Source organism: Paraburkholderia sp. BR10937 (assembly GCF_040965695.1).
Taxonomy (GTDB): domain Bacteria; phylum Pseudomonadota; class Gammaproteobacteria; order Burkholderiales; family Burkholderiaceae; genus Paraburkholderia.
This window is the reverse complement of record NZ_JBFRCL010000078.1, coordinates 1-23,117: the sequence shown is the minus strand read 5'-3', so window position 1 is coordinate 23,117 and position 23,117 is coordinate 1. Positions and strand designations below refer to the sequence as shown.

At 65.8% G+C, this 23,117-nt stretch carries 22 protein-coding genes and 1 pseudogene; 7 read left to right on the top strand and 16 right to left on the bottom strand.

Annotation, left to right across the window (positions count from 1 at the left end):
• Nucleotides 1-16: 16 nt before the first annotated feature.
• Nucleotides 17-1,111, bottom strand: coding sequence for a redox-regulated ATPase YchF (gene ychF, locus AB4Y44_RS38195; protein WP_368702403.1), 1,095 nt, complete (start codon nt 1,109-1,111; stop codon nt 17-19).
• A 282-nt stretch (nt 1,112-1,393) separates the two neighbouring features.
• Here ychF and AB4Y44_RS38190 point away from each other — a divergent pair.
• The 4 genes and pseudogenes from AB4Y44_RS38190 (at nt 1,394) to AB4Y44_RS38175 (ending at nt 6,173) form a co-directional block, all read left to right on the top strand.
• Nucleotides 1,394-2,556: pseudogene (locus AB4Y44_RS38190) on the top strand (UbiH/UbiF family hydroxylase).
• Nucleotides 2,557-2,720: 164 nt separating this feature from the next.
• Nucleotides 2,721-3,452 (top strand): DsbC family protein, encoded by a 732-nt coding sequence (locus tag AB4Y44_RS38185; protein WP_342925167.1) that lies wholly within the window; start codon nt 2,721-2,723, stop codon nt 3,450-3,452.
• Between the two features lie 136 nt (nt 3,453-3,588).
• Complete coding sequence (locus AB4Y44_RS38180) at nt 3,589-5,379, top strand: M61 family metallopeptidase (RefSeq protein WP_368702402.1); 1,791 nt, start codon at nt 3,589-3,591, stop codon at nt 5,377-5,379.
• Nucleotides 5,380-5,576: 197 nt separating this feature from the next.
• Nucleotides 5,577-6,173 carry an FMN-dependent NADH-azoreductase gene (locus AB4Y44_RS38175; protein WP_069269174.1) on the top strand — a complete coding sequence of 199 codons (597 nt, stop codon included), beginning with the start codon at nt 5,577-5,579 and terminating at the stop codon, nt 6,171-6,173.
• Nucleotides 6,174-6,269: 96 nt separating this feature from the next.
• Here the strand turns inward: AB4Y44_RS38175 and AB4Y44_RS38170 are convergent, their stop codons facing one another.
• The 8 genes from AB4Y44_RS38170 to rpe all read right to left on the bottom strand — a co-directional run bounded on the left by AB4Y44_RS38170 (nt 6,270) and on the right by rpe (nt 13,861).
• Nucleotides 6,270-7,229 carry a uracil-DNA glycosylase gene (locus AB4Y44_RS38170; protein WP_342925165.1) on the bottom strand — a complete coding sequence of 320 codons (960 nt, stop codon included), beginning with the start codon at nt 7,227-7,229 and terminating at the stop codon, nt 6,270-6,272.
• A gap of 170 nt (nt 7,230-7,399) precedes the next feature.
• A complete protein-coding gene (locus tag AB4Y44_RS38165) occupies nt 7,400-8,026 on the bottom strand; it encodes a CYTH domain-containing protein (protein WP_368702401.1) in 627 nt (208 codons plus the stop codon).
• A gap of 12 nt (nt 8,027-8,038) precedes the next feature.
• A complete protein-coding gene (gene trpC, locus AB4Y44_RS38160; protein ID WP_368702400.1) occupies nt 8,039-8,824 on the bottom strand; it encodes an indole-3-glycerol phosphate synthase TrpC in 786 nt (261 codons plus the stop codon).
• A gap of 29 nt (nt 8,825-8,853) precedes the next feature.
• Entirely contained in the window at nt 8,854-9,885 is a 1,032-nt protein-coding gene (gene trpD, locus AB4Y44_RS38155) for an anthranilate phosphoribosyltransferase (RefSeq protein WP_368702409.1), read from the bottom strand.
• A 13-nt stretch (nt 9,886-9,898) separates the two neighbouring features.
• Nucleotides 9,899-10,474 (bottom strand): aminodeoxychorismate/anthranilate synthase component II, encoded by a 576-nt coding sequence (locus tag AB4Y44_RS38150; protein ID WP_069269170.1) that lies wholly within the window; start codon nt 10,472-10,474, stop codon nt 9,899-9,901.
• Between the two features lie 14 nt (nt 10,475-10,488).
• Entirely contained in the window at nt 10,489-11,982 is a 1,494-nt protein-coding gene (trpE, locus tag AB4Y44_RS38145; protein ID WP_342925161.1) for an anthranilate synthase component I, read from the bottom strand.
• Nucleotides 11,983-12,458: 476 nt separating this feature from the next.
• Complete coding sequence (locus AB4Y44_RS38140; RefSeq protein WP_368702399.1) at nt 12,459-13,166, bottom strand: phosphoglycolate phosphatase; 708 nt, start codon at nt 13,164-13,166, stop codon at nt 12,459-12,461.
• Nucleotides 13,163-13,861 (bottom strand): ribulose-phosphate 3-epimerase, encoded by a 699-nt coding sequence (gene rpe, locus AB4Y44_RS38135; protein WP_342925159.1) that lies wholly within the window; start codon nt 13,859-13,861, stop codon nt 13,163-13,165. Before rpe ends, AB4Y44_RS38140 begins: the two co-directional genes overlap by 4 nt.
• Nucleotides 13,862-14,079: 218 nt before the next feature.
• Between rpe and apaG the strand changes: the two genes are divergently transcribed.
• Complete coding sequence (gene apaG, locus AB4Y44_RS38130; protein ID WP_028208771.1) at nt 14,080-14,454, top strand: Co2+/Mg2+ efflux protein ApaG; 375 nt, start codon at nt 14,080-14,082, stop codon at nt 14,452-14,454.
• A 24-nt stretch (nt 14,455-14,478) separates the two neighbouring features.
• On the opposite strand, the gene AB4Y44_RS38125 is transcribed toward apaG, so the two are convergent.
• A complete protein-coding gene (locus AB4Y44_RS38125) occupies nt 14,479-14,622 on the bottom strand; it encodes a hypothetical protein (RefSeq protein ID WP_165822966.1) in 144 nt (47 codons plus the stop codon).
• On the opposite strand from AB4Y44_RS38125, the gene AB4Y44_RS38120 reads away from it, so the two are divergent.
• Nucleotides 14,588-15,868, top strand: coding sequence for a murein transglycosylase A (locus tag AB4Y44_RS38120; RefSeq protein ID WP_368702398.1), 1,281 nt, complete (start codon nt 14,588-14,590; stop codon nt 15,866-15,868). The genes AB4Y44_RS38125 and AB4Y44_RS38120 overlap by 35 nt on opposite strands.
• 85 nt (nt 15,869-15,953) lie before the next feature.
• Here the strand turns inward: AB4Y44_RS38120 and paaK are convergent, their stop codons facing one another.
• From paaK to paaN, 5 genes are all read right to left on the bottom strand, one after another.
• Nucleotides 15,954-17,252 (bottom strand): phenylacetate--CoA ligase PaaK, encoded by a 1,299-nt coding sequence (gene paaK / locus AB4Y44_RS38115; protein WP_368702397.1) that lies wholly within the window; start codon nt 17,250-17,252, stop codon nt 15,954-15,956.
• A 67-nt stretch (nt 17,253-17,319) separates the two neighbouring features.
• Complete coding sequence (paaI, locus tag AB4Y44_RS38110) at nt 17,320-17,790, bottom strand: hydroxyphenylacetyl-CoA thioesterase PaaI (RefSeq protein ID WP_368702396.1); 471 nt, start codon at nt 17,788-17,790, stop codon at nt 17,320-17,322.
• A 1-nt stretch (nt 17,791) separates the two neighbouring features.
• A complete protein-coding gene (paaG, locus tag AB4Y44_RS38105; protein ID WP_342925155.1) occupies nt 17,792-18,583 on the bottom strand; it encodes a 2-(1,2-epoxy-1,2-dihydrophenyl)acetyl-CoA isomerase PaaG in 792 nt (263 codons plus the stop codon).
• 112 nt (nt 18,584-18,695) lie between these two features.
• Complete coding sequence (gene pcaF / locus AB4Y44_RS38100) at nt 18,696-19,904, bottom strand: 3-oxoadipyl-CoA thiolase (RefSeq protein WP_368702395.1); 1,209 nt, start codon at nt 19,902-19,904, stop codon at nt 18,696-18,698.
• Between the two features lie 97 nt (nt 19,905-20,001).
• Nucleotides 20,002-21,702: a phenylacetic acid degradation protein PaaN gene (gene paaN / locus AB4Y44_RS38095; protein WP_368702394.1), complete on the bottom strand. Its 1,701-nt coding sequence runs from the start codon at nt 21,700-21,702 to the stop codon at nt 20,002-20,004.
• 138 nt (nt 21,703-21,840) lie between these two features.
• Here paaN and AB4Y44_RS38090 point away from each other — a divergent pair, with 138 nt between their 5' ends.
• Entirely contained in the window at nt 21,841-22,617 is a 777-nt protein-coding gene (locus AB4Y44_RS38090) for an enoyl-CoA hydratase (protein WP_368702393.1), read from the top strand.
• 314 nt (nt 22,618-22,931) lie between these two features.
• On the opposite strand, the gene AB4Y44_RS38085 is transcribed toward AB4Y44_RS38090, so the two are convergent.
• Nucleotides 22,932-23,117, bottom strand: a 186-nt coding sequence (locus AB4Y44_RS38085; RefSeq protein WP_368702392.1) for a hypothetical protein, incomplete at its 5' end; no start/stop codon positions are given.

Genomic DNA, 23,117 nt, shown 5'->3' with positions numbered 1-23,117 from the left:
AAGAAAAAGGTGTCGCTTAAACGTTGAACAGGAAGTTCATCACGTCGCCGTCGTGCACGACATATTCCTTGCCTTCGGCGCGCATCTTGCCGGCTTCCTTCGCGCCGGATTCGCCCTTGTACTGGATGTAGTCGTCGAACGCGATGGTCTGCGCGCGGATGAAGCCGCGCTCGAAGTCGGTGTGGATCACGCCGGCGGCTTGCGGGGCCGTATCGCCGACATGAATCGTCCACGCACGCACTTCCTTCACGCCCGCCGTGAAGTAGGTCTGCAGGCCGAGCAGCTTGAAGCCCGCGCGGATCACGCGGTCGAGGCCCGGCTCGTCCATGCCCATGTCGGCGAGGAAGGCGATCTTGTCTTCGTCTTCGAGGTCGGCGATTTCCGCTTCGATCGCGGCGCACACGGCCACGACCGGCGAATTCTCGCCTTCAGCGTACTTGCGCACGGCGTCCAGATGCGGGTTGTTCTCGAAGCCGTCTTCCTTCACGTTCGCGACGTACATGGTCTTCTTCGCGGTGATGAGGCAGAACGGCTTGATCAGCGCCTGCTCGTCCTCGCTCAGCGCGAGCCCGCGCACGGGCCTGGCCTGATCGAGTTGCGCGCGCACCTTTTCCAGCACGGCCACGAGCTTCGCGGCTTCCTTGTCGTTGCCCGATTTCGCGGCCTTCGAGTAGCGCGTGAGCGCCTTCTCGACGGTGGCGAGGTCGGCGAGCGCCAGTTCGGTGTTGATGACTTCGATGTCGGCGAGCGGGTCGATCCTGCCTGCCACGTGGATCACGTTTTCATCTTCGAAGCAGCGCACGACGTGCGTGATCGCATCGGTTTCGCGGATGTTCGCGAGGAACTGGTTGCCGAGGCCTTCGCCCTTGCTCGCGCCCGCGACCAGACCCGCGATGTCGACGAATTCGACCACGGCCGGCACGACGCGCTCGGGCTTGACGATTTCGGCGAGCGCCTTCAGGCGCTGATCCGGCACTTCTACCACGCCGACGTTGGGCTCGATCGTGCAGAACGGATAGTTTTCGGCCGCGATGCCCGCCTTGGTCAGCGCGTTGAAGAGGGTGGACTTGCCGACGTTAGGCAAGCCGACGATGCCGCATTGGAGGCTCATGTAAATCTCTGCATGTCAGGGTGGTGACGTGCGGCTCGCCGCGCGCGAAGCGCCCGGGGCCGGGCGTCTCGCGAAAGCGGGAGCGGCGGGCGGGGCGGCGCAGGTGGCACGTCGGGGGACGTGACGGGGAGTCACGAAAACCGTAATTGTAACCTCGTCCGCGTGAGGGTTAGCCGCGGTTGTCGCCGCGCCGCCGGGCCGTCTTCCTGCAACGCCTTGCTGCGCCGCAACATCGCGCCCGTCCGGCCCGGCCACACAGGCGCCCGCGGCTATAATGCGCGCATGACTGCAAGCAACCAGACCTTTGATGTCGCCGTGATCGGCGGCGGGCTCGTCGGCAAGTCGGCGGCGCTCGCGCTGAGCCAGAGCGGCCTGCGCGTGGCGCTGCTCGCGCAGCCGTGCGCGCCGCTGCCCGCGGGCGCCGTGTTCGACGCGCGCGTGTACGCCTTTTCGCGCAGCTCGCAGGCGCTGTTCGAGCGGCTGCGGGTCTGGCAGGCCGCCGACGCCGCGCGCCTCACGCCCGTCTACGACATGCGCGTGTTCGGCGACGCCGCGGCGGAGCTGCACTTCTCGGCTTATCAGGCGTCGGTTGCGCAGCTGGCCTGGATTGCCGAGTCGTCGGTCGGCCCCCCGCCGCGCTGCATTTCCAGCCCAATCTCGCGTGGATCGACACGCGTGCGCAGACGCTCGACGTGAAACCCGACGCGGCCGTGATCGGCCTCGCCAACGGCCGCACGATCGAAGCCGACCTCGCGATCGGCGCGGACGGCGCGCATTCGTGGGTGCGCGCGCAGATCGGCTCGAAGGTCGAGCGGCGCGATTACCGGCAAACCGGCGTGGTCGCCAACTTCCGGGCGGAAAAGCCGCACGGCGAAACGGCGTACCAGTGGTTCCGCGAGGGCGAGATCGTCGCCTTGCTGCCGCTGCCCGATCGGCACGTGTCGCTCGTCTGGTCGGCGCAGAGCGAACATGCCGACGAACTGCTCAGGCTCGAACCGGCGCAGCTTGCCGCCGAAGTCGAGCGCGTCTCGCAAAGCCAGCTGGGCGCGCTCGAATGCGTCACGCCTGCGCGCGGCTTTCCGCTGTCGCTGCAAACCGTCGACCGGCTCGTGGCGCCGCGCGTCGCGCTGGTCGGCGACGCCGCGCATCTGATTCACCCGCTGGCGGGCCAGGGCGTGAATCTCGGCTTGCGCGACGTGGCCGCGCTCGTCGACGTGGTCACGAAGAAAGAGGCGTTTCGCGATCTCGGCGACATCGTGCTGCTGCGCCGCTACGAACGCGGCCGCCGTGAGGACATCCAGAAGCTCGTTGTCGCCACCGACGGTCTGCAGCGGCTCTTCGCGTTGCCCGGCACGCTCGCGCGCGCGGTACGCAATACGGGCATGGCGTTCGTGGGCGCGCAGCCGCTGCTCAAGCGCTGGCTCGTGGCCTCGGCGCTCGGCTAATATCAACGGGCTCGCCTGCGCAAGCAGGCATTTCGGTTGCTTGAGGCCAGTGCGGCTTAGAATGGGCGTATTGGCCGCGCCCGCGGCGCTTACCGCTCCGGCCATTCAACGGAACTCTGCGCGCGTCGCCCCTGCGCGGCGCGCCTGAATCAGGAATGCATCCCATGCAAACGCGTATTCGATTTGCCGCGCTCGTGATCGCGGTAGCCACCTCGGCGCTCGGCTGTTCGGCCCAGGCCGACCAGACTACCGACAAGATCAAGTCGGCGCTGCAGACGCGGCTCGGCATCGACGCCAGCGACATCAAGGGCATCACCAAGGCGCCCATGGCGGGCCTTTACGAGATCAATCTCGGCACGCAGATCGTCTACAGCGACGCCAGCGGCGACTACGTGCTCAACGGCGAACTCATCGACACCAAGGCGCACCGCAATCTCACCGAGGCGCGCCTGAACGAAATCAACAAGGTCGATTTCTCGAAGCTGCCGCTCGAGAACGCGGTCAAGGTCGTGAAGGGCGACGGCAAGCGCAAGATGGCCGTGTTTTCCGACCCGAACTGCCCGTATTGCCATCAGCTCGAAAGCACGCTCAGGTCCATCGACAACGTCACGGTCTACACCTTCCTGTATCCGGTGCTCTCGCCGGACTCGACGGCGAAGGCCAGGCAGATCTGGTGCTCGGCCGACCGCGGCAAGGCGTGGGAATCGTGGATGGTCGACCGCAAGGCGCCTACGGCAGCCGGCACGTGCGACACAGCCGCCATCGACAGCAATCTCGCGCTCGGCCAGAAGATGAACGTGACCGGCACGCCCACCGTGATCCTCGCCGATGGTACGCGGCTGCCCGGTGCCGTGAGCGGCGACCGGCTCGAAAAGGCGCTGAGCGCCGCCCACTGAAGCAACGCCCGAACCCGCCGGCCGCTTTCGCGGCCGGTGCTTTTTTTGCCCGGAGCTTTTTGTCCGTTTTTGTCTGCCGGGCATACTGAATTTGCGCTGCAGCGTCTGCTGACCGAATCTCTCACCGATCCCGCCGATGAAGCCGATCCGATACACCATCGTCCCGAAGAATCCCGCCGCGCATCTGTTCGAGGTGACGCTCACCGTGGAAGACCCCGCGCCGGACGGTCAATGCTTCATGCTGCCCGTGTGGATTCCAGGCAGTTACATGGTGCGCGAGTTCGCGCGCAACATCGTCACGCTGCGCGCCTTCAACGACGCGGGCCGCAAGGTGCGCGTGACGAAGACCGACAAGCATTCGTGGCAGGCCGCGCCCGTGAAGGGCGCGCTCACGCTGCGCTACGAGGTCTACGCGTGGGACCTGTCCGTGCGCGCGGCGCATCTCGACGACACGGTGGGCTTCTTCAACGGCACGAGCGTGTTTCTCGCGGCGCTCGGCCATGAGGAGGCGCAGCACGCGGTCGATATTCAGCGTCCGGACGGGCACGCCTATCGCCACTGGCGCGTGGCCACGGCGCTCACGGAAGCGCGCGGCACCAAGCGTTACGGCTTCGGCGAGTACACGGCCACGAACTACGACGAGCTGATCGATCATCCGGTCACGCTCGGCGAGTTCACGCTCGCGAGCTTCAAGGCGCACGGCGTGCCGCACGACATCGTGATCGCGGGCCGCGTGGTCGCGCTCGACACCGAGCGTATCGCCGCTGACCTGAAGAAGATCTGCGAGGCGCAGATCGCGCTGTTCGAGCCGCGCACGAAGCGCGCCCCGATGGAGCGCTACGTGTTCATGACGCAAGCCGTGAGCGACGGTTACGGCGGCCTCGAGCATCGCGCATCGACGGCGCTGATCTGCAATCGCACCGACCTGCCGGTGAAGGGCAAGCCGGAGACGTCGGACGGCTATCGCACCTATCTCGGCTTGTGCAGCCACGAATACTTCCACACGTGGAACGTGAAGCGCATCAAGCCCGCGGCGTTCGTGCCGTACGACCTCACGCGCGAGGACTATACGTCGCTGCTGTGGCTGTTCGAGGGCTTCACGTCGTACTACGACGACCTCATGCTCGTGCGCAGCGGGCTCATTTCCGCAGACGAATACTTCGGCCTGCTCGGCAAGACGATCGCCGGCGTGCTGCGCGGGGCGGGGCGGCTGAAGCAGAGCGTCGCGGAAAGCTCGTTCGACGCGTGGGTGAAGTACTACCGCCAGGACGAGAACGCGTCGAACGCGATCGTGAGCTACTACACCAAAGGCTCGCTCGTGGCGCTGTCGTTCGATCTCTCGATTCGCGCGCAGACGAACGGCCGCAAATCGCTCGACGACGTCATGCGCCTGTTGTGGCAGCGCCATGGGCGAGATTTCTATCGCGGGAAGCCGGTGGGCGTCGGTGAGGACGATGTCGAGGCGCTGATTGCCGAGGCGACGGGCGTGGAGTTGGGCGCGCTCTTCAGCGACGCCGTGCGCGGCACGCGCGACCTGCCGCTCGCGGCGCTGTTCGAGCCGTTCGGCCTGACGCTCGAAGGGGAGCCCGAGCGCGGCGCGAAGCCGTCGCTTGGCGCGCGGCTGCGCGGCGGCGCCGAGGCGACGCTTGCCGTGGTCTACGAAGGCGGTGCGGCCCAGAAGGCGGGGCTCTCGGCCGGCGACGCGCTCGTTGCGCTCGACGGCTTGCGCGTGACGGGCTCGAATCTCGATGCGCTGCTCTCGCGCTACCAGCCGGGCACGAAGGTCGACATCCACGCGTTCCGCCGCGATGAGCTTCGTGTCGCGCGTCTGACCCTCGATGCGCCCGAAGTCGCGCGCTACAAGCTCGCCGCCTCCGACAAGCGTACGCCCGCGCGCGCATTGCGCGAGCGCTGGCTGGCGGCATAAGCCGCCGGGCGGCGCGCGGGGGCACGGGGCACCATAAGCGGCGTGGGGTAACGGATCCCACGCCGTTTTTTCATGCCGGGGATTGTTCTATCGCTGCAACAATCCGTCGTCGGCGGACTACTTTTTCGGGGCGCGGTAAAAAAACACAATGCCTTCACTCGCGCAACGTTGCGCAACTGAGACCCGAAGGAGCCACCATGACCACGATCCTGCAAATCAATTCCGCCGCCCGTTCGCAAGGCGCCCAGTCGACGCTGCTCGTCAACGAATTGACGGCCAGGCTGCAACAATCGAATCCGGGCGCGCAAGTCGTCACGCGTAACCTGCAAGCCGATCCGCTGCCGCACCTCGACGACGCCGTGCTCGGCGCGTTCTTCACGCCGGCCGAGCAGCGCACGCCGGAGCAGCAGGCCATCGCCGCACGCAGTGAAGCGCTGATCGCGGAACTGCAGGCAGCGGACATCATCGTGATCGGTGCGCCGATGTACAACTTCGGCGTCTCGTCGCAGCTCAAGACGTACTTCGACTGGATCGCGCGCGCCGGCATCACGTTCCGCTACACCGCGAACGGTCCTGAAGGCCTCGTGAACGGCAAGAAGGTGCATGTCGTTTCGGCACGCGGCGGCAAGTATCAAGGCACCGCGCACGACAGCCAGACGCCGTACCTGAAGTCGTTCCTCGGCTTCCTCGGCATGACCGACGTGAACTTCATCTTCGCCGAAGGCCTGAACATGGGCCCGGACGCGGCAAGCGCCGCGCTCGCAGGCGCGCGTGAGGCGATCGCTGCAGCGTAAAGCGCAGCACGATCGACGGCGGTAAAAACAAAAACGCCACGAGAGCAATCTCGTGGCGTTTTTTCATTGCTCGTCGCGTCGCGAGGCTCAAGCGGCTCAGGCGAGCACGAGGCCTTCCTCCGGCAAACGCCAGTCGATCGGCTGGCGGCCGTGCGCCTGCAGATAGTCGTTGGCCTGCGCGAAATGCCCGCAGCCGAGAAAGCCGCGATGCGCGGAAAGCGGCGACGGATGCGGCGCTTCGAGCACGCAATGCGCACCCGGGAGCAGCGCGCGCTTGTTCTGCGCGTGCGCGCCCCACAGCATGAACACGAGGTGCTCGTGGCGCGCGGCGAGTTGCTCGATCAACGTGTCGGTGCAGCGCTCCCAGCCGCGCTTCGCGTGGCTCGCGGCGCTCGCGCGCTCGACGGTCAGCACCGTGTTCAGCAGCAGCACGCCCTGGCGCGCCCAGGCGTCGAGACAGCCGTGCGTCGGCGCCTGAATGCCGAGGCTCGCCGCGATCTCCTTGAAGATGTTGCGCAGTGAAGGCGGCGGGCGCACCGAGGGCGGCACCGAGAACGCCAGGCCATGCGCCTGCGGCGTGCCGCGATCTTCACCGTGGTACGGGTCCTGGCCGAGGATCACGACCTTCACGTCGTCGGGCGAGGTCAAGCGCAGCGCGCGGAATACGTCGGCGGGATAGACGGTCTTGCCGGCCGCCCGCTCGTCGTCGACGAAGCGGCACAGCGGCGCGTAGGCGTCGCTCGCGATGAACGGCGCGAGCAGCTCGCGCCAGGCGGCGGGCAGCGCGTCGAACTGGTCTTCGAGGCGCGTGGTGTCGATGGCGGCCTGCGGCAAGGCGGGTTCGTGGGGCATGGTGGGGGCGGGCATAACGGCGTGCGTGCGCTCGGGCGGCGGGAATTCGTCGGCGTCGAACAGCGAGAAGATCGTGATCTGGCGCGGGTCGATTTCGGGCAGCGGCGGCTCGTCGAGCGTGCCTTGCGCCGTGTCGGACAGAAAGTCGTCGAACAGCGAGGCTTGCACCGGCATCGCGACGCGCGGGCGTTTCGTGGAGGTCATGGGCGGCAAGTGTCGCAGCAATTGCGCGGCGATTCAATCCGGCGCGAGCGCGACAGGGCGGCCTTTTGCAGCATCGGTGCTGATGTTGCAACTAACAGCGTCTTTTTTCGCGCTTTCCTCGAGCGAGTGGGTGCGTTCGCGCGGCGCGCCGAAGCCGCGCCGCGTCGTCCTCAGCCTTCGCGCAGCTTGTATCCGCGCTGGGCCTTGCTGATGTCGTCCGGCGCGAGGCCTGGCAGCGCCTGCGCGAGTTCCCCCGCGAGCGTGTGCAATGCCGCTTCGTCGCCCGACTTCAGTTCGAGTTCGAGTTCGCAGATCGGTGCGCGCCGCGTTTCGCCGTTCACATCCGCGATGACTTCGCCCTGATCGATCGCCGCTTCCACTTGCGCGCCATGGACTTCGAGCGTCCATAGCGTGCGCTGGAAGTCGGTGCGAAAGAGCGGGATCAGGTTCGCAGCGGCCTCCGAGAGCGCCGTCGAAACACCGGCTTCATCGCACTCGTGTAGCAGCCGGTCGATTTCGAGCGCTTCGCCCGCCACCGGCATTTCCCATTCGTGCCGCGCGTGCAGCCCGTTTTGCGCCACACCCACAGTCTTGAACGTCTGCAGCCAGCCTTCGGGCGCGCGGCGCAGGCGCAGTGCACTCTTTGCGCGCGCGAGCGCAAGCGCCGGCGTGTCGAAGTAGATGTTTTCGAGCCGGATGGCGCGACCCGGCTTGCCGGCGCGCGTCTCGAAGAGACGCCGCGCCGCGTCCACCTGGTCGCGCGGCAGCGCGAGCTTGATTTCGCGTTCGATACCCATGGCGCCGCGCGATCAGAAGAACATGCGGGCGAGTTCCGCGCCCGGTTGCTCGGCGCGCATGAACGCCTCGCCCACGAGGAACGTGTGCACGGAAAGCGCGCGCATCTTCTCGACATCGGCACGCGAGAGGATGCCCGACTCGGTCACGACGATGCGGTCTTCGGGCACGTCGTCGAGCATGCCGATGGTCGTGTCCAGCGTCGTTTCGAACGTGCGCAGATTGCGATTGTTGATGCCGATGAGCGGCGTCTTCAGCGTGAGCGCGTGCGTGAGTTCTGCGCGGTCGTGCACTTCGACGAGCACCGCGAGACCGAGCGAATGCGCGAGCGCTTCGAGATCGCGCATTTCACCTGGCTGGAGCGCGGCGGCGATCAGCAGGATCGCGTCGGCGCCCATCGCGCGGGCTTCGACGACCTGATACGGATCGACGATGAAGTCCTTGCGCAGCACCGGCAGGCTGCACGCCGCGCGCGCGGCTTCGAGGTACGCGGCGCTGCCTTGGAAGAACTGCGCGTCGGTCAGCACGGAGAGGCAGGCCGCGCCGCCCTCGGCGTACGAGCGCGCGATTTCGGCGGGCTGAAAGTTTTCGCGCAGCACGCCCTTCGACGGACTGGCCTTCTTTACTTCGGCGATCACGGCGGCCTGGCCGTTGTCGTGCTTCGCGCGCAAGGCGCCGACGAAATCGCGCAGGTCGCGCGTGCCCGCCTGCAGACGCAATTCTTCGAGCGGGGCGCTCTGCTCGGCGGCGCGCACTTCTTCGCGCTTGACCGCGATGATCTTTTCGAGGATGTCACTCATGATGTTCGGAGGCAAAAAACGGTGCTGGATCAGCGTTTGAACTGTTGCGTGAAGCGTACCAGTTCGTCGACTTTGGCGCGCGCGCGGCCGCTGGCGAGCGTCTCGCGCGCAAGCGCGATGCCTTCCGCGATCGAGTCCGCGACGTTCGCCGAATAGAGCGCCGTGCCCGCGTTCAGCGCGACGATTTCGCGCGCGGTGCCCGTCTCGTTCGAGAGCGCGCCGAGCAGCATCGTCTTCGACTCGTCGGCGTTTTCGACCTTGAGCGAACGGTTCGAGACCATCTGCATGCCGAAGTCTTCGGGGTGGATCTCGTACTCGCGAATCTGGCCGTCCTTCAGTTCGCCGACGAGCGTGGCCGCACCGAGCGAGACTTCGTCCATGCCGTCCTTGCCGTAGACGACGCACACGTGTTTTGCGCCAAGTCGCTCCATCACGCGCACCTGAATGCCGACGAGGTCCGGATGAAACACGCCCATCAGCTGATTGGGCGCGCCGGCCGGATTCGTGAGCGGCCCGAGGATGTTGAAGATCGTGCGCACGCCGAGTTCGCGGCGCACAGCGGCGATGTTCTTCATCGCGGGATGGTGGTTGGGCGCGAACATGAAGCCCATGCCCGTTTCGGCGATCGAGGCGGCCACCTGGTCCGGTTGCAAATCGATGTTCACGCCGAGCGCTTCGAGCACGTCCGCGCTGCCCGACTTGCTGGAGACGCCCCGGTTGCCGTGCTTCGCGACCTTCGCGCCGGCAGCCGCGACCACGAACATCGAAGCCGTGGAGATATTGAACGTGTGCGAGCCGTCGCCGCCGGTGCCGACGATGTCGATGAAGTTCGAGTTGTCCTTCACCTCGACGTGATTCGCGAACTCGCGCATCACCGTTGCGGCAGCGGTGATCTCGCCGATGGTTTCCTTCTTCACGCGCAGGCCGGTGATGATGGCGGCCGACAGCACGGGCGAAAGCTCGCCGCGCATGATGAGGCGCATGAGGTGGAGCATTTCGTCGTGAAAAATCTCGCGATGCTCGATCGTGCGCTGGAGCGCTTCCTGCGGGGTAATCATGATGGTCGCCTCCGGGTCAAGCGCTCTTGGTTTGCTTCAGGAAATTCTCGAAGAGGGCATGGCCGTGCTCCGAGAGGATCGATTCCGGATGGAACTGCACGCCTTCCACCGCAAGCTCGCGGTGACGCACGCCCATGATCTCGCCGTCGTCGGTCCAGGCCGACACTTCGAGGCAGTCGGGCAGCGACTCGCGCTCGATGGCGAGCGAGTGATAACGCGTGACGTTGAAGTGCTTCGGCAGGTCGGCGAACACGCCTTTGCAGTCGGTTTCGATCTGGCTCACCTTGCCGTGCATGATGGTCTTCGCGCGCACGACGCGCCCGCCGAACGCTTCGCCAATCGCCTGATGGCCGAGACACACACCGAGAATCGGCGTCTTGCCTGCGAATTCGCGCAGCACGTCGAGCGTGATGCCCGCGTGCTGCGGGTTGCTCGGCCCGGGCGAGAGGCAAATGCGCGCGGGGTTGAGCTTCGCGATTTCGTCGATGGTAATTTCGTCGTTGCGGTACGTGTGAACGTCTTCGCCGAGCTCGCCGAAGTACTGGACGATGTTGTAGGTAAACGAATCGTAGTTGTCGATCATGAGCAACATGGTCTTTTCTCCGCTCAGAAGTCGCTGTCGAGGCCGTCCTGCACCTGCTCGGCGGCGCGCAGCACGGCGCGCGCCTTGTTCTCGGTTTCCTGCCATTCGGACTCGGGCACCGAATCGGCAACCACGCCCGCGGCGGCCTGCACATACAGATTGCCGTTGTGGATGAGGCCGGTGCGGATCGCGATGGCCAGGTCCATCTCGCCGTTGAACGAGAGATAGCCGACCGCGCCGCCGTAGAGCCCGCGCTTCACCGGCTCCAGTTCGTCGATCAATTCCATCGCGCGAACCTTCGGCGCGCCCGAGAGCGTGCCGGCCGGGAACGTGGCGCGCAGGACGTCGAAATTGTTCATGCCGGGTTTGAGCTTGCCTTCCACCGAACTCACGATGTGCTGCACGTGCGAGTACTTCTCGATGATCATCTTGTCGGTGACGGCCACCGAACCGATCTCGGCGATACGGCCCACGTCGTTGCGCGCGAGGTCGATCAGCATGACGTGCTCGGCGATCTCCTTCGGGTCGTTGAGCAGTTCAGTCGCGAGTTCGGCGTCGCGCTCGGGCGTGTTGCCGCGCGGCCGCGTGCCCGCGAGCGGACGGATCGTCACGATGCGGTCCTCGCCGCGCTTTTCCTGGCGCACGAGAATTTCCGGCGACGCGCCCACCACGTGGAATTCGCCGAAGTTGTAGTAGTACATGTACGGCGACGGGTTGAGCGAGCGCAGCGCACGGTACAGCGACAGCGGATTGTCGCGATACGGCTTGGTGAGGCGCTGGCCCACTTGCACCTGCATCAGCTCGCCCGCGGCGATGTATTCCTTCGCCTTGCGCACGGCGGCGAGGTAATCGTCTTTCTTGAACTCGCGGAACGTTTCGGTGCGCACGCTCGCCGAAGTCACCGGCGGCTGCACCGTGGTGCGCAGGCGCTGCTTGAGTTCGCGCAAGCGGTGCTTCGCCTTCGTGTAGGCCTCGGGCGTTTGCGGATCGGCGTAGACGATGAGATAGAGCTTGCCCGCGAGATTGTCGATGACCGCGACTTCTTCGGTCAGCAGCAGCTGGATGTCGGGCAGGCCGAGGTCGTCGGTCGGGCAGGTATCGGCGAGCTTCTTCTCGATGTAGCGCACCGCGTCGTAGCCGAAGTAGCCCGCGAGACCGCCGCAGAAGCGCGGTAGACCCGGACGCTGCGCGACCTTGAAGCGCGCCTGGTACTTTGCGATGAATTCGAGCGGATCTTCGTTATGCGTCTCGATCACCTGGCCGTCGCGCACGACCTCCGAAATGCCGTTGCGCGTGCGGATCAGCGAGCGCGCCGGCAGGCCGATGAACGAGTAGCGCCCGAAGCGCTCGCCGCCCACCACGGACTCCAGCAGGAAAGAATTGGCGCCGCCGCGCTCGGGCTGCGCGAGCTTCAGATACAGCGAGAGCGGCGTTTCGAGATCGGCGAGCGCTTCGGCGATCAGCGGGATGCGGTTGTAGCCCTCGTTGGCGAGGGACTGAAATTCGAGTTCGGTCATGTTCCGATCCTGTTCGTGCTGCCGGTCGCGGCAGGTGCGGGCCCAGTGCGGCTCAAAACGGGGCGCGCGGTGAGCGCGAGGCGTTTGTTTTTGAGTGCTTGATGGCCGCTGGCGCTCGCTCGTGCGGCCCAGGATCGCGCTGATGAGGCGGCGCTTGCCGGGCCGGCGTGCGGTACATCGACGGAAGGTGAGGCGTAGCCGCTCGCGCCTTGCGCAACTCGCCGCGAACGGCGAAACGACACGCAAGGACCACGAAAGCCAACGGCCAGACCAGCCGACGGGTTACCGCAACAGTTTAGAGTCGAGACACGCGCGAGTGCGCAGCGAAGTAAAAAACGGTGCTGAAGAAAGACTTCAGCGAACCTCGGATGAGGTTAGCGCGACCAGCGACGCCAGGGCCAGGCTCCCCGGTCGATCGTGCTCAGACTCCGTTTTTTATTCAGAAACATGAGGATAGTTGACGTTCAGTTGAGAACTTAAGTCAGATCATTGTGTGCTGCGACCACCTTGGCGGCGTCGAGCAGCGAGGCAACTATACCATCCGATTCAATTTTTTGTACAGGTTGGCCGTGGTTGTAGCCGTAGGGCACCGTGAGGGTGGCCATGCCGGCCGCGCGGCCCGCGATCGCATCGTTCTCCGAATCGCCGATCGCCACCGCCGCCGCGGGCTTGACGCCCAGGCGCTCGCAGGCCGTGAGCATCGGCAGCGGGTCGGGCTTCTTCTTCGCGAGACTGTCGCCGCCGAGCACCACTTCGAAGTACTGCGCGAGGCCGTATTGCTGCAAAAGCTCGACGGCGAAGCGGTGCGGCTTGTTGGTCACGCACGCGAGCTTGACGCCCTGGTCGCGCAGCGCGGCGAGGCCCGCCTCGACGTCCGGGTACAGATGCGTGTGGCGGCCGTTGATCTTCGCGTACTCATCCTGGTAGAGCGCCAGCGCTTCGTCGAAGCGCGCCTCGACGTTGTCCGCGGCAAAGCGCGGTGCGAGCACGCTGAGGATCAGGTGCTCCGAGCCCTTGCCCACGTAGCCCATCACTTCCTCGCGCGTGGTTTCCTCGGCGTCGAGCTGCGCGAGCATGCCATTCAGGCCGGCGGCGAAGTCGTCGGCGGTGTCGACCATCGTGCCGTCGAGGTCGATCAGCGCCGCTTCGATGCGCGGCGCGGTGAACTGGATGGGGGCGTTCATTTTGCGTTCGCGGTGTTGGCGACGCTGGCGAGCTGCGCGCGCATCTCGTCGATCACGGTCTTGTAGTCGGGCTTGCCGAAGATCGCCGAACCCGCCACGAAGGTGTCCGCGCCAGCTGCCGCGATTTCGGCGATGTTGTCGACCTTCACGCCGCCGTCCACTTCGAGGTGGATTTCGCGGCCGGTGCGGGCCGTGTAGGCGTCGATCTTCGCACGCGCCTCGCGCAGCTTGTTGAGCGCCTCGGGAATGAACGACTGGCCGCCGAAGCCCGGATTCACCGACATGATCAGCACGAGATCGAGCTTGTCCATCACGTGGTCGAGGTAGTTCAGCGGCGTAGCCGGATTGAACACGAGGCCCGCCTTGCAGCCGTGGTCGCGGATCAGCGAGAGCGTGCGGTCGATATGGTCCGAGCCTTCCGGGTGGAAGCTGATGAGGTTCGCGCCGGCCTTGGCGAAGTCGGGCACGATGCGGTCGACCGGGCGCACCATCAGATGCACGTCGATGGGCACGCTCACGTGCGGGCGGATCGCCTCGCACACCAGCGGGCCGATGGTGAGGTTCGGCACGTAATGGTTATCCATCACGTCGAAGTGGATCCAGTCGGCGCCGGCAGCGACGACGTTGCGGACCTCTTCGCCAAGACGCGCGAAGTCGGCGGAGAGAATGCTGGGGGCGATGCGGAATTGCGTCATGGCGGCAATCGGAAAACTGTCGGAAAAACCGTATTTTACCGTCAGTAGGAGAGCCTTTCGCGGCGGCCGCCGCGGGCCGCGCCGGGTTGCGGGTGCCCGTTGCATCAAGCAGAATGCCAAACCATGTGCCGCGCCTCGCGGCGCGCCCGCGAGCGCCTTGCCGCGCGGGCGTCTCAGTCAACGGACTCAGCAGCCGCGCCTAAGCGAATGGAACAGGGATGAGCCAGTACGAATTCAGCGTGACGTCGCAGGTGCGCTACCTGCCCGAAGAATCGGACCCGGAGCGCCGGCAATATGCCTTCGCGTACACGCTGACCATTCGCAATACCGGTCAGGTGAGCGCCCAGCTGATCGCGCGCCACTGGGTGATCACCGACAGCGAAAATCACGTGCAGGAAGTGAAGGGGCTGGGCGTGGTCGGCCATCAACCGCTCCTGAAGCCGGGCGAGCAGTTCGAGTACACGAGCTGGGCCGTGATCGCGACCCCGGTGGGCACCATGCGCGGGGAGTACTTCTGCGTCGCTGAGGACGCCGAGCGCTTCGAGGCGCCCGTGCCCGAGTTCGTGCTGCGCATGCCGCGCACGCTGCATTGAACCGCCGCGAGAAATCGGGGTCTGCTAGTCCTGACGCCGATCGTCGCGCGAGGCTTGCTTCTTCCTGCCCGACGCGGTCCACACAACGATGAAAATCAGCAGGAACAGCGCAAGGAGCGCTTCCAGACCAAACATGAGCATCGGGTATTCGTCGAGCAGTTCTGACATGGCGGCATCCATCGAGAGCCAGTATTGTAGGCGTGATTTTGACGTCGATTCCGGTCTCGATGTCCCGGTGATGCCGGGATTCACACAGGTGCGATATTGCGTCGGGTCGGCGCTTCGGCGTGGGGGGAGCCGCCTGGGTCTGCGGTTAGGCGGCTGGTTGGGCGCGGCTTCGCTGGCGGCTTTGCTTGCCGCATGCGGCGGCCCGAGCTACGTGCACAACGTGCCGCCCAAAGGCACGCCCACGCTGCCCTCGCAGCTCGCCGCGCAACGTCTCACGGCGGTCGCCTGGCAGCAGGTGCCGGGCTGGCAGGACGACTCGCTGATCGGCGTGACCGCGGCGCTGCGTGCGAACTGCACGCGCCTCGCGCGCGATCCTCGCTGGCAGCGCGCGTGCACTGCGGCCTCGCAGCTCGATGACCTGGACGCCTCGAGCGCACGTGCATTCTTCGAAACGTATTTCACTCCCTATCAGTTCGCCAACAACGACGGCACGCTCGACGGCCTCGTGACCGGCTACTACGAGCCGCTGCTGCACGGCTCGCGCACGCGTCACGGCATCTACCAGACCGCGCTGTATCGCTGGCCGTCCGGCTATCGTCCGGGCGCCGCGATGCCGCCGCGCGCGCAGCTCGAACGTTCTGGCGTGCTGGGCGGCAACGAACTCGTCTGGGTGGACGATCCGATCGAAGCGTTCTTCCTGCAGGTGCAGGGCTCGGGGCGCGTCGTGATGGAAGACGGCAGCGTGATGCGCGTGGGCTTCGGGGGCACCAACAACCAGCCGTACAAGTCGATCGGGCGCTGGCTGCTCGACCACGGCGAACTCACGCCCGCGCAGGCGACCATGCAGGGCATCAAGGCATGGGCACGCGCGAACCCGACGCGCGTGGACGCGCTTCTCGACACCAATCCGCGCTTCGTGTTCTTCCGCGAGATGGGCGGCTCCGAGGGCGACGCGCAGGGCGGCGCGGACGGTCCGATCGGTGCGCTCGGCGTGCCGCTCACGCCGGAACGCTCGATCGCCGTCGATCCGTCGTCGATTCCGCTTGGCACGCCGGTGTTTCTCCAGACCACGCGCCCGCTCACGAATACGCCGCTCAACCGGCTCGTGTTCGCGCAGGACACGGGCACGGCAATCAAGGGCGGCGTGCGCGCCGACTACTTCTGGGGCTTGGGCGACGACGCCGGCGATCTCGCCGGCAAGATGAAGCAGGGCGGCCGCATGTGGCTCCTGTTCCCGAACTCGTGATCGCGGTGGCGCTTGCGCTGCCTACGTGTAGCGAAAAAGCCGGCGATTGCCGGCTTTTTCTTTTACTGCGCGTTGCGAGCCGCGCTTACTTCGGCCGCTTGTCGATGACTCGCCGGGCCTTGCCGACCGAGCGTTCGATGCCGTTCACTTCCAGCACGTTCACCTTGCACGTGACGCCGATCAGCGCCTTGATGTCGTAAGCGAGCGCCTTGCTGGCCGCGTCGAGCGCGCCGTAGTCGGGCGCGGTTTCCGGGCACGGTTCGCAGTTGAGCGACATCACGTCCATCGGACCTTCCTTCGTCAGGACGATCTGATAGTGCGGTGCGAGCGCCGGCTGCTTGAGCAGCAGTTCCTCGATCTGCGTGGGGAACACGTTCACGCCGCGGATGATCAACATGTCGTCCGAGCGGCCCGTGATCTTTTCCATGCGGCGCATCGTGCGCGCCGTACCGGGCAACAGACGCGTGAGGTCGCGCGTGCGGTAACGGACGATGGGCAGCGCTTCCTTCGTGAGCGAGGTGAAGACGAGTTCGCCCAGTTCGCCGTCGGGCAGCACTTCGCCGGTTTCGGGGTCGATGATCTCGGGGTAGAAGTGATCTTCCCAGATCGTCGGGCCGTCTTTCGTCTCCGCGCATTCCGAGGCGACGCCCGGGCCCATCACCTCCGAAAGACCGTAAATGTCGACGGCCGTGATGCCCATGCGCTGCTCGATGGCCCGGCGCATATCGTTGGTCCACGGCTCCGCGCCGAAGATGCCGATGCGCAGCGAACAGGTGGCCGGATCGATGCCCTGACGCTCCATTTCGTCGGCGATGGCAAGCATGTAGCTCGGCGTGACCATGATGATGTCGGGACGGAAGTCCTGGATCAGCTGAACCTGCTTCTCGGTCTGGCCGCCGCCGAACGGAATGACGGTGAGACCCGCACGTTCCGCGCCGTAGTGCGCGCCAAGGCCGCCCGTAAAGAGTCCGTAGCCGTAGCTGATGTGCACCTTGTCGCCGCGCCTGGCGCCCGCTGCGCGCACCGAACGCGCGACGAGGTTCGCCCAGGTGTCGATGTCGCGCGCCGTGTAGGCCACCACGGTCGGCTTGCCCGTCGTGCCCGACGACGCATGGATGCGCGAAATCTGGTCTTGCGGCACGGCGAACATGCCGAAGGGATAGTTGTCGCGCAGATCCTTTTTCGTGGTGAACGGGAAGCGCGCGAGATCGGCGAGCGACTGCACCTGGGACGGATGCACGCCGGCTTCGTCGAATTTGCGGCGATAGACCGGCGAATTCTCGTAAGCGTGGTTCAGCGACCATTTCAGGCGCTCGAGTTGCAGCGCAGCAAGCTCGTCGCGGCTCGCCTTTTCGATGGGTTCGAGCGGCAGCGTGGTACTCATGGGTGTCTCCTGGATCTTAAGAACTTTACTCGTGACGCGTAGGGAATCGAGAGGGGGGAAACCCGCTTCACGTTGCGACTGGAATGACATTGCCGCGAATCTGCGCGGACTTGCCTCGGAAAAGCGCGACGGTTTCGCCTGCCTGGTTCGTCACGCGGATGTCGTAGACCCCGTTGCGTCCCGATAGCACCTGTTCGACGGCTTCGGCGGTCAACACCTCGTCGCGCAGGACCGGACGCAGGAACTCGATCGAGCAGCCGGCCGCGACGGTGTTGATGTTGTATGAGTTGCACGCGAAGGCGAACGCCGAATCCGCGAGCGAGAAAATCATCCCGCCGTGGCAGGTCTGATGGCCGTTGAGGAACTCGGGCCGCACGGCCATGGAGAGGCGCGCGTAGCCGGCGCGCACTTCGAGGAGCTCCATGCCTAGCGCGCGCGTGCAGCCGTCGGCTTCGTACATCGCCTGCGCGGCGGCGCGAGCGAGTTCGTCGGGCGACAGGCTGTCGTCCTCTGGCAGTTGCGAGACTTGCGTGGACATCTCAGCGGCCCTCGAAGTGCGGTGCGCGTTTTTCGATGAAGGCTTGCACGCCTTCTGCGTAGTCGTGCGACGCGCCGAGTTCGCGCTGCAGGTCGCGTTCGAGATCGAGTTGCTGGTCGAGCGTGTTCGTGGCCGATGCGCGCAGCGCCTCGCGCGTGGCGACGATGGCGCGCGTGGGTTGCTGCGCGAGGCGTGCGGCGAGCGCGCCGGCCGTTTGCGCGAGCTCCGCGTCGTCGGTCACTTGCCAGACGACGCCCCAGCTTTCCGCCTTTTCCGCGCTGAGCTTTTCGCCGGTCATGGCGAGGCCGAGCGCGCGCGCCGTGCCCACGCGTTTGGGCAGAAACCACGTGCCGCCGGAATCGGGCACGAGGCCGATCTTCACGAACGCCTGGATGAAGCTTGCCGAGCGTGCGGCGAGCACGAGGTCGCAGGCGAGGGCGAGATTGGCGCCCGCGCCGGCCGCGGTGCCGTTGACGGCGGCGATCACGGGCATCGGCAGCGCCTGCAGGCGCTTGATCAGCGGATTGAAATGCTCATCGATGAGGTCGCCGAGATCGGTCATCGCACCTGGCGTGAAGTCGAGATCGGCGAGATCCTGGCCCGCGCAGAAGCCGCGGCCCGCGCCCGTCAGCACAAGGGCGCGCGCGCCGGCTGCGGCGACCTCGTCGAGCGCGGCGACAAGCTCGCGGTGCATGGCGCGCGTAAAGCTGTTGAGCTTGTCCGGGCGGTTCAGCGTGATCGTGGCCACGCGGGTGGATGCGTCGATTTCGACGCGGATCGCATCGTAGGGCATCGGTTGTCTCCTTGTCGACCAGAGTTGGCGCTTCAGCGCTGACTCTGGTCCCATGCAAAGCTGCCTGAGACCGCCGGACGCATCGCCCGGCGGCCGGTCGATACTGCGCGCGCTATGCCTCGACGCGTTCGATCGCGAGGGCGATGCCCTGGCCGACGCCGATGCACATCGTACAAAGTGCGAAGCGTCTGTTCGAGCGCTCGAGCTGATGGAGCGCCGTCGTGACGAGGCGCGCGCCCGAAGCGCCGAGCGGGTGGCCCAGCGCAATCGCGCCGCCATTCGGGTTCACGCGCGGATCGTCGTCGGCAATGCCGAGTGCGCGCAGCACGGCGAGGCCTTGCGACGCGAACGCCTCATTGAGTTCGATCACGTCGAACTGATCCAGCGTCATGCCGAGCTGCTTGAGCAGTTTTTGCGTAGCGGGCGCCGGGCCGATGCCCATGATGCGCGGTGCGACGCCGGCGGTCGCCATGCCCAGCACGCGCGCGCGGCGACGCAGGCCATACTGCCTGGCGGCCTCCTCGTTGGCGAGCAGCAGGGCGCAGGCGCCGTCGTTGACGCCCGAGGCGTTGCCCGCCGTGACCGTGCCGTCCGGCTTCACGACGCCCTTGAGCTTGCCGAGCGATTCGAGCGAAGTCTCGCGCGGGTGCTCGTCGAGCGTCACGCGTACGGGGTCACCCTTCTTTTGCGCGATCTCGACCGCGACGATCTCCTGCGCGAGCGTACCGTCCTTCTGCGCGCGGGCCGCTTTCTGCTGGCTGCGCAATGCGAACGCGTCCTGATCGGCCCGATTGATGCCGAATTCCTGCGCGACGTTTTCGGCGGTTTCCGGCATCGAATCGACACCGTACTGCTGCTTCATCAGCTTGTTGACGAAACGCCAGCCGATGGTCGTGTCGTAGATGGCCGCTTCACGCGAAAACGCCGAAGTCGCCTTGCCCATGACGAACGGCGCGCGCGTCATGCTTTCCACGCCGCCCGCGATCATGAGGCGCGCTTCGCCTGCCTTGATCGCGCGCGCCGCGCTGCCGACGGCGTCGAGGCCCGAGCCGCACAGGCGGTTGAGCGTGCCGCCCGGCGCGTCGGTCGGCAGGCCCGCGAGCAGCGCGGCCATGCGCGCGACGTTGCGGTTGTCTTCGCCGGCCTGGTTGGCGCAGCCGTAGAGCACGTCGTCGAGCGCGCTCCAGTCCACGCCGGGATTGCGCTCGACGAGCGCGCGGATCGGCACCGCGGCGAGGTCGTCCGCGCGGACGTCCTTGAGGGCGCCGCCGTAGCGGCCGAACGGGGTGCGAATCGCGTCGCAGATATAGGCTTCGGTCATCTCGGGTTCCTGGGGCGCGAGCGCAGAAGTGCGCTCACGCCTTGCATGCTAGAGGGATGGGCAATCGGGCGCCATTCGGCTGAGCGGCGTGGGCCGATCAGGTGGCGACGGCGGGGGCCGCTTTCGGTTCGACGTGAACGCGGCTCTGAACCACGCGGAAGCGGTTCGCCACGAAAGCGGCGTCGGCGAGCGCGGCGTTCGCCGCGGGGTTCGCGCCGGTGCCGTGGAAGTCCGAGAATGCAGCCGACTGGTTCACGAACACGCCGCCCGTGAGGTTGATCGAGAGCGCCACGCCGCCGGTGATGGCGGCTTCGTGCGCGGCTTCGATCACGGCGTCGTCCGTGCTGTAGACGGAAAGCGTGAGCGCGCCGTGGTCGCGCGCGGTCTCGCCGGCCAGCTTGAGCGATTGCGCAGTCGAATCCGTGGCGATCACGAACGAGATCGGGCCGAACCATTCGCGCGTGAACTGGGCGGCGTCGCGGGCTGCGTCGAGCGAAAGCACGAGCGGTGTGTGCACGCGTGCGTCGGCGAACTGCGGGTGTTCGAGCGTCTGGCTGTCGGCGAGCACGGTGCCGAGCTTGCGGGCTTCGTCGACGCGAGCCGTCACGCCTTCGTTCTGGATCGCGCCGAGCACTTCGACGGCGCGCGCCGGATCGGCGACGAACTTCTGCACGGCGCCGGCAATCGCCTGGGCGACAGCCTCGAAACTCACCTGGCCTTCAGCTGTTCGGATGCCGTCGCGCGGCACATAGATGTTCTGCGGGGCCGTGCACATCTGGCCCGAGTAAAGGGAGAGCGAGAACGCGATGTTACGGGCGACGGCCTTCAGGTCGTCCGCGGAGTCGATCACGATCTGGTTCACGCCGGCCTTTTCCGTGTAGACCTGCGCCTGATGCGCATTGCGCTCGAGCCAGTCGCCGTTTTGCGTGCTGCCTGTGAAGTCGATCAGCTTGATCTCGGGGCGCAGTGCGAGTTGCTGCACGAGCGCGCCGTCGTTGGGGTCGGTGGCGAGCAACGTCACGACGTTCGGATCGAAGCCCGCTTCGCGCAACACCTCACGCGCAATGCGTACGGTGATCGCGAGCGGCAGGATCGCGCCCGGGTGCGGCTTGACGATGACCGTATTGCCCGTCGCCAGATCGGCGAAAAGGCCGGGGTAGCCATTCCAGGTCGGGAACGTGCAGCAGCCGAGCACGAGGCCGGTGCCGCGCGGCACGATGGTGAAGCGCTTTTGCATCGCGAGGGGCGGGTTCTTGCCCTGCGGCTTTTCCCAGTGCGCGTCGGCGGGAATGCGGCGCAGCTGGTCGTATGCGTAGGTGACGGCTTCGAGCGCGCGGTCCTGCGCGTGCGGGCCGCCGGCCTGGAAGGCCATCATGAACGCCTGGCCGGTCGTGTGCATCACGCTGAAGGCGATCTCGAAGCTCGCGCGATTCAGGCGCTCGAGGATCTCGAGGCTCACGCCTGCCCACGCCTGCGGGCCGGCGGCGCGCCAGTCGCGCTGGGCTTGCTGCGCGGCTCCGATCAACTGGTCGGGCGTCGACTTCGGATAGCGCGCGCCGAGCGCGAAGCCGAACGGCGAGGCCTCGCTGCCGACGGTTTCGCCCGTCGACGGCTGGTCGAGTTCGAAGGCGCGATTCAGGTGGGCCTTGAACGCGGCTTCGCCATCTGCGCTAGCGGATTCCCCGTACACTTTGGGGCTGGGCATTTCGGCGAACGGGCTCCAGTAGCCGCGGGTCTCGATGGCGGCAAGCGCTTTTTGAAGCGCGCCCTCATGCTTGGCAAACAGCGAATGTGTCATGGCTCAACGTTGATTGAGAGGTTGGACAGGGCCCGTGCCAATTAATTGACCGACCGGTTGGTTGGCCAATGTTAGCATTAGTCAAAGTTCGGCGTAAAAAATTTTTTTGGGGACTTTCTTTTGATGGAAGGAGGAGTTATGGGGTACGAAAACATCCTGGTCGAGACGCGTGGCAAGGTCGGACTGATCACGCTGAACCGGCCGAAGGCGCTCAACGCGCTAAACGATGCGCTCATGGACGAACTGGGCGCGGCACTCAAGGCGTTCGACGCCGATGAGGGCGTTGGCGCGATCGTCATCACCGGTAGCGAAAAGGCGTTCGCCGCGGGCGCCGACATCGGGATGATGGCGAGGTACACCTTCATGGATGTCTACAAAGGCGACTACATCACGCGCAATTGGGAAACGATCCGCTCGATTCGCAAGCCGATCATCGCGGCGGTCGCGGGCTTCGCGCTCGGCGGTGGCTGCGAGCTGGCCATGATGTGCGACATGATCTTCGCCGCCGATACGGCGAAGTTCGGCCAGCCCGAGATCAAGCTGGGCGTGATTCCGGGTGCGGGCGGTACGCAGCGTCTGCCGCGCGCGGTATCGAAAGCGAAGGCGATGGACCTGTGCCTGACTGCGCGGATGATGGGTGCGGAGGAGGCGGAGCGCGCCGGGCTCGTGTCGCGAGTGATTCCCGCGGCAGAACTACTGAACGAAACGCTGGCGGCGGCGGCGACCATCTGCGAATTCTCCTTGCCCGCCGTGATGATGGCGAAGGAGTCGGTGAACCGCGCCTACGAGACGACGCTTGCTGAAGGCGTGCACTTCGAGCGCCGGCTGTTCCATTCGCTCTTCGCATCGGAAGATCAAAAGGAAGGGATGGCGGCGTTCGTTGAGAAGCGCAAGCCCGTGTTCAAGAACAAGTAATTGGCTGGGAAATTCGATCGCCGGGAACGGCGATCGAAATTATTTCCCGCCACCCCCTTGCACAGCGCCGGCGGGGGCGCTAAGATTCGCCCCCTTCGCAGTTCGATGTCTCTGACGTCAGGGCAGCGAGGGCCGCCGCGGAAACCGGCGGGCGCAGGAGTCGGCAGCTTTTTTAAGCGGTGAGCGAAAAAAAGGGGTTGACGAAGCGGAAAGGATTCTTCATAATCTCGTTTCTCTGCTGCTGACGCAGCAACGCAGGAAGCGCCGGGTAGTTCGATGGTTTAACGGCGCTTTCGCGATCGATCTTTAAAAATTTACAGCCGATAAGTGTGGGCGCTTGATGCGGTGGCGACCCGGTCATTCTCCGGAATGGCCGGGAGCAGCAAAAGTATCAAGAGTCTCACACTAAAGTAAGTCAGGTTTTTGAATTTATTCTGAAACCTGTCAGCTTTGAGTGAGCGACCGGTCTCGAGAGAGACCGAAAACAGTAACAGGTATTG